Raw genomic sequence first — 5,753 nt, 5'->3', positions numbered from 1 at the left:
ATCATCGGCCCCCAAGAACCCACATAATCGATATACCGCTTATCATCCGCATCAAATAAATAGGCACCTTCGCCGCGTTTAAAAAACACCGGATCGCCACCAACGCCATTAAACGCCCTGACTGGCGAATTCACCCCACCGGGAATTGACTGTTTTGCGCGAACAAATAAATCGGCTGAATGACTCATACTTTCCTCATTTAAAATGGTTTAACAACGGCTAAAATCACCATGGCAAACATGGCGATCACAGGCGCTTCGTTATATATGCGATAAAAACGATGACTGCGGGTATTTCGACCTTCAGTAAACACTTTTACTAAATGTCGGTTATAAAATTGATAAGCAAAAAGACCGATCACAAACAGCATTTTGGTATGAAACCAGCCTGCCGACTTTAAATAGGCAAGATTAAGGTAAAGCATTGACAAGCCAAAGGCTAAACTTAGCCACGCAAACGGTGCGGTAAATCGATACAGCTTTTGCATCATAATCACTAAGCGCTGCTGTGTTGCTTGATCATCGCTCAAACAGTAATGCACAAACAATCTGGGTAAGTAAAAAATACCGGCAAACCAACTAATGACAAATATAATGTGAAGCGCTTGCAGCCATAAATACATAGGTTAATCTTCGTCTAGTATCGCCGCGGGCGATGATAATAGTTTTCAATATCGGGCTTGGTAATAATACCTGAGATTGCCGGCGCGTAAGCATCAAACAAGCCGGTGATTAACACTGCATCGACATCATCTTTTTGCATTTCCTGCCAAGCTTCTAAGCCCGAGGCATCATAGCTGAGTTCTGATACGTTCAAATGCTCGCCTGGGGTTGCGAGCAAATCGACTTTTTGTTCAGTGAACAAGCCTTGATTCGTTTTGGCTTCACTATACCACTGCTCGAGCTGCATACCATGCAATAAAATGCTGGCACTATTCGCTTCAGATACCATCACCCAGCGCGGCTTATTTAACAATAACTCGTCCAGTTCATCGAATGTCAACTGACGCGCCGTGCTCTTCATATTAGAATTCATTAAACTTGATACACCAACCCGCTGCAGCGCCACTTCAAACATCGATAGCGGGCGGTGCTGCCCAAGCCGCTCCAAGCTGGCAATATGTGGCGGGATTTGCTTAAACACCTGCGATACCATTAAGCTCGACACTACAATAGCAATCATGCCTGGCAATATAATATCCGGCGTATTGGTTAGCTCTAATAATGCAATGAGCGCAGCCAACGGGGCGTTGAGCACTGCGCCCATCATCGCACCCATCCCCAGCATTACATAAAACGCATCATTGGTAATAAAATTAGGCGCCAGGAAATTAATTAAAATACCTGAGGCACCACCGAAACAGCCGCCAATCACCAAGGTTGGCCCAACAATGCCAATCGGCAAGCCCATGCCTGAGCTCACCGCGGTCGCAAATAATTTAGCGATAGCAATAATTAACAAAGCATAAATGCTGATTTGATGCGCTAGGGCACTGTCTAAAGTGTCGTAACTAATACCCATGATTTCAGGCACATAAATAGCCAGCAAACCGGTAAAGAGGCCCGCCAGTGAAAACCTGGCCCAAATTGGCAGGTGGTGCATTTTAAGACCCTGCCGATGAATAAAACAAAACAGGGCCGACACCATACCTATGCCAATACCTATACCAATATAGGCCGCCACCTCAACATGTGAATGTACATCTAAAGGGTATATAGTGAATGCCGAGACATCACCATAGACCATACGGGTAATAATGGTGCCGGCCGCCGCGGCCAACATAATCGGGATAAAGCTGCCGATGGTATACTCTAATAGCACAACCTCCATCGCAAACAATACGCCGGCAATTGGCGTATTAAACGATGCGGCTATTGCGGCGGCGGTGCCGCAGCCTGACAAGATGCGGATGGAGTTATTCGGTAAGCGCCAGTACTGCCCGATTAAGGCACTGGCGGCGGCGCCCAGATGAATTGCCGGCCCCTCACGACCTGAGCTTTGACCGGTTAATATCATCCAAATACCAACCACGAACTGGATCAATGCTGGCCGCGCTTCAAAACGGCCATGGTTCAAATTCAGTCGCTGTACCACATGCGATAAACCAAGGCTTGGCACTGACTTTAGAATAAACTGGAATACCAAGCCAAGACTTAGCGCACCACCTACCACCAGCAATAGTCGATGCTCGGCGCTAAGGCGCTCAAACCATTCATGACTGCCATAAATTTGATCACCCGGCAGCTCAATTAAAAATCGAAACGCTTGAATCAAAACGCCGGTAACCAGGCCCACCAAAATACCCAGTGCCGACAGCTGCAGCAAAGCCGTCTCGTCGCCTAAGCGGTGACGATATTGTTTAATCCAGTGCTGAAACCAATGGGGGAGTTGCATATCGAGCGGATGGAATCCTAATATTAAAAGCCAAGATGCCGCAGCAGACTGCTGGCCAGTCAGCGCAATGGTTTGTATTATAGATGAGCTTTCACAAACAATTAATTGATAAATAAGCCATTATACACATACTGCTATGAACAGCTCTAAACGTAGAGAATTGCAAGCCATTCTATGGGCCAGGCGCCATTTTTTTCTCAGTCTAGCACTCGCCTTTATTGCCGGCGTATTCGTTTCAGGCCTTTGGGGTGCTTATGAACGCTACGAAATGTCGAAACTGCAACAGCTGTATCGACTTAGCCAACAGCAAAATACCGCGCTGGTTGCCAAGCGAGCCGAGCTCACCCTCACCAGTGAACGCCTGAGAGCTAATACTCAGGCACTGACTGCCTCTATCCGCGAGCAGGAGCAAGAAAACCGCGAACTGCAGCGGGCGCTGGATTTTTATCGACAGCTGATGGACCCCAGTCAGGTAAAAAAAGGCCTCGTTTTACATAGCTTTAGTCATAATCGCATAGAAGCTAACACTTATCGGCTTAAATTTACGTTTGTGCAATATGCCTTGAAGCCATCAAGCATGCGTGCGAAGCTACATTTTGTTGTACAGGGCAGCCAACAAGGCACAGCTGTTGAATTGCCTTTGCAACAACTTCTGCAAGCAACTGAAGACGGTGGAAAAAAATCCGCTACCGAGATTAACTTCCGATATTTTCAAGAGCTTGAATATATAATCCAAGTTGAACCTGATCTTGCCATCAATAGTATAAGCATTGATGCGCAGATCTCTCGACCGAAAAAAGCCAGCTGGTCACAGGAGGTGAACTGGGCCAAGAGCACAGCTGAAAACTAAATCGCTTAGTCATAGAGGTAATCTTATGTTTGGCAGCAAAGACAATAAAGATAGCGGCGTTAAAGCACCGACATCGTTCAGCCAAGACAGCCAATCGGTAATCCCTAAAAAAATCACCGAAAGCAAAAAAAGCAGCTCCACGACACTGATCGCTAAAGATGCCGAAATCTTCGGCGATATCAAGTTCGCCGGCAATCTCGAAATTGAAGGCCATGTCGTCGGCAACTTAATTGCCAACCCGGGTTCAGATGCCTCCGTCAGGGTTATGGAGAACGGCACCATCGAAGGCGACTTGAATGTACCCAATACTATTATCAACGGCCTTGTGAAAGGTAATGTGCACGCTAATAGCTTAGAGCTGGCTAATAAAGCCAAGGTTGAAGGCAATGTGCACTATCAATCGATTGAGATGGTAAAAGGCTCGCAGGTAAATGGCTCACTGGTGTATACCGATGCCAGCCCGGCGGCAAAAACGGTCAAAATTGATCAACATAAATCCTCGCAATCCTAAGCTAGATGATTGACGCTGAGTATAAGGCTGCGAGATAATCATCTACTTGTTTAGATAAATCGTTTATCTGTTTCTCATACGGTTTTGGTATTTTATGTCTGTTGCTGAAAGTTTTGACCCTACGCCATTGATCTTCACCGACAATGCTGCTGCGAAAGTGCGTGAGCTGGTTGAGGACGAGCAAAATCCAGAGCTAAAGCTGCGCGTATTTGTCACAGGCGGTGGCTGTTCTGGCTTTCAGTATGGCTTCACCTTTGATGAGCTGCTAGCCGATGATGATATAACGATTGAAAAAGATCACGTAGCTTTGGTCGTTGACTCGCTCAGCTACCAATACTTGGTTGGCGCCACGGTTGACTACACCGAGGGGCTAGAAGGCTCTCGCTTTGTTGTCGAGAACCCGAATGCCGACACTACCTGCGGCTGCGGTGCCTCTTTTTCTATTTAAACATAACACTCTTATACCAAATCAAACTAATTCATGGATTTATAGTCTATTGGTGTAATTACAAACTACACTTTCTTTACGGCTAATTGTGCCGTTAAGGTGACTATGAACATTCTCATTATACTCGGGGTACTTTTTATTGCCCTTATTGTGCTTGTTCCTTTGATCGAAAAGACCGCCAAACCGGTAGAAGAGGAGCAAATGCAAAAATACAGCAAAGTCATCATGGGCTTAATGATGGCCATCGTGGTTGCCGCATCGCTAAAATTTTGTTTGGCGGGCTAGAGTGCAGGCTTTTCAGAGACAAAGACTAGGTTTTTCTCTACACTAGGGCTTTTTATTAAGAAGCCTTTATGAACCAAGATCAACTGAAGCAAGCGGTTGCAAAAGCAGCGCTAGACATCTGCCTAAGCCAACTTTCACGCAGCGATATTCTCGGCATTGGCACAGGCTCTACGGCCAACTTTTTTATTGACTTGCTGGCACCCTATAAAGACGATTTCAAGGGCTGCGTTTCCAGTTCTGAAGCATCCAGCAAGCGCTTGCAAGGTCATGGCATAGAAGTCTATACGCTGAACGAAGTTGGACCATTCTCACTCTATGTTGACGGCGCTGATGAAGCGAATCCTCAGCTGCAACTGATCAAAGGCGGCGGCGCAGCCTTAACCCGTGAAAAAATTGTCGCCGCCTGTGCCGAGCAATTTATCTGTATTGCCGACCATAGCAAAGCGGTGCAAACCCTTGGGCAATTTCCCCTACCGGTTGAAGTCATTCCCATGGCGCGTAGCCACGTGGCAAGACAGTTACTGGCGATGGGCGGTAACCCAGTATACCGCGAAGGTGTCGTGACTGATAACGGTAATGTGATTATTGATGTTTATGACTTTATGATTAACGACCCCTGCGCCACAGAGTCTGCGATCAATGCGATTACCGGTGTCGTCACCAATGGCTTATTTGCCGCTCGCCCCGCTGACACATTATTGTTATCCAGCAGCGGTGGGGTTGAACAGCTGAAGGCGGAAATCGCCTAAATAGCGCACGCACGCCTAACGTCAGTCAGTCATAAAAATAAATATTCGGCGATCATAAAGCTATCGCCTAAGCCTTCTTCAAAGCCAAAAAAACTGATGTCTTCTCGACTATGCTGTTGCCATAGGCCAATGACAAAATCTTGTTGGAATTGCTCAGCCAAGCGGTTGAACAATGCTATTGGTTCGGCCAGGTGTTTTTTTTGCTTAATGTGAAAGCGTATGCCAAATTCAAACGCGGGCGTAATTTGCACATCTGCGCGCGCCACGATAAGTTCCGCCTGCAGGGCTGGGCGTTCAGCAATAAACGCTGTTATCAAATCCTGCATCTGTGGCAGCGCGGACTGCAGGCTGGGAAGCTGCTCAGCCTCTAATTTGTCCACTGCCAATAAAATATATACTTGCATCAATACACCTAATCGCTTCTGCTCAGTCAGCAGCAAACATTCTAGCAGCCGATTGTTGAATCGCTAAGTATTGCTGATAAGATAATAGGCCTATTTTGGCAGCATTATCTTC

General features: G+C 46.6%; 9 protein-coding genes. 5 read left to right on the top strand and 4 right to left on the bottom strand.

The genetic code is table 11. From position 1 onward, the window contains the following. From HRU21_08645 to HRU21_08635, 3 genes are all read right to left on the bottom strand, one after another. On the bottom strand, positions 1 to 188 hold a 188-nt coding region (locus HRU21_08645; GenBank protein ID NRA42357.1), incomplete at its 3' end, for an aspartate aminotransferase family protein. A gap of 11 nt (positions 189 to 199) precedes the next feature. Next, positions 200 to 622, bottom strand: coding sequence for a CopD family protein (locus tag HRU21_08640; GenBank protein ID NRA42356.1), 423 nt, complete (start codon positions 620 to 622; stop codon positions 200 to 202). 14 nt (positions 623 to 636) lie between these two features. Continuing rightward, positions 637 to 2,394: a chloride channel protein gene (locus HRU21_08635; GenBank protein ID NRA42355.1), complete on the bottom strand. Its 1,758-nt coding sequence runs from the start codon at positions 2,392 to 2,394 to the stop codon at positions 637 to 639. 136 nt (positions 2,395 to 2,530) lie between these two features. Between HRU21_08635 and HRU21_08630 the strand changes: the two genes are divergently transcribed. The 5 genes from HRU21_08630 (at position 2,531) to rpiA (ending at position 5,237) form a co-directional block, all read left to right on the top strand. Beyond that, positions 2,531 to 3,244 carry a hypothetical protein gene (locus tag HRU21_08630; GenBank protein NRA42354.1) on the top strand — a complete coding sequence of 238 codons (714 nt, stop codon included), beginning with the start codon at positions 2,531 to 2,533 and terminating at the stop codon, positions 3,242 to 3,244. Positions 3,245 to 3,269: 25 nt separating this feature from the next. Next, positions 3,270 to 3,755, top strand: coding sequence for a polymer-forming cytoskeletal protein (locus tag HRU21_08625; protein NRA42353.1), 486 nt, complete (start codon positions 3,270 to 3,272; stop codon positions 3,753 to 3,755). A 94-nt stretch (positions 3,756 to 3,849) separates the two neighbouring features. Beyond that, positions 3,850 to 4,203 (top strand): iron-sulfur cluster insertion protein ErpA, encoded by a 354-nt coding sequence (erpA, locus tag HRU21_08620; GenBank protein NRA42352.1) that lies wholly within the window; start codon positions 3,850 to 3,852, stop codon positions 4,201 to 4,203. 105 nt (positions 4,204 to 4,308) lie between these two features. Next, positions 4,309 to 4,488 carry a hypothetical protein gene (locus HRU21_08615; protein ID NRA42351.1) on the top strand — a complete coding sequence of 60 codons (180 nt, stop codon included), beginning with the start codon at positions 4,309 to 4,311 and terminating at the stop codon, positions 4,486 to 4,488. A gap of 68 nt (positions 4,489 to 4,556) precedes the next feature. Next, on the top strand, positions 4,557 to 5,237 hold the full coding sequence (gene rpiA / locus HRU21_08610; GenBank protein ID NRA42350.1) for a ribose-5-phosphate isomerase RpiA: 681 nt from the start codon (positions 4,557 to 4,559) through the stop codon (positions 5,235 to 5,237). Between the two features lie 29 nt (positions 5,238 to 5,266). On the opposite strand, the gene HRU21_08605 is transcribed toward rpiA, so the two are convergent. Then, the gene (locus HRU21_08605; protein NRA42349.1) at positions 5,267 to 5,641 is read right to left on the bottom strand and encodes a hypothetical protein; all 375 of its coding nucleotides are present in this window, start codon (positions 5,639 to 5,641) and stop codon (positions 5,267 to 5,269) included. Positions 5,642 to 5,753: the final 112 nt, after the last annotated feature.

Source organism: Pseudomonadales bacterium (genome assembly GCA_013215025.1).
In the GTDB taxonomy this organism is placed as follows: domain Bacteria; phylum Pseudomonadota; class Gammaproteobacteria; order Pseudomonadales; family DT-91; genus DT-91.
This window is presented reverse-complemented; position numbering and strand designations above follow the sequence as displayed.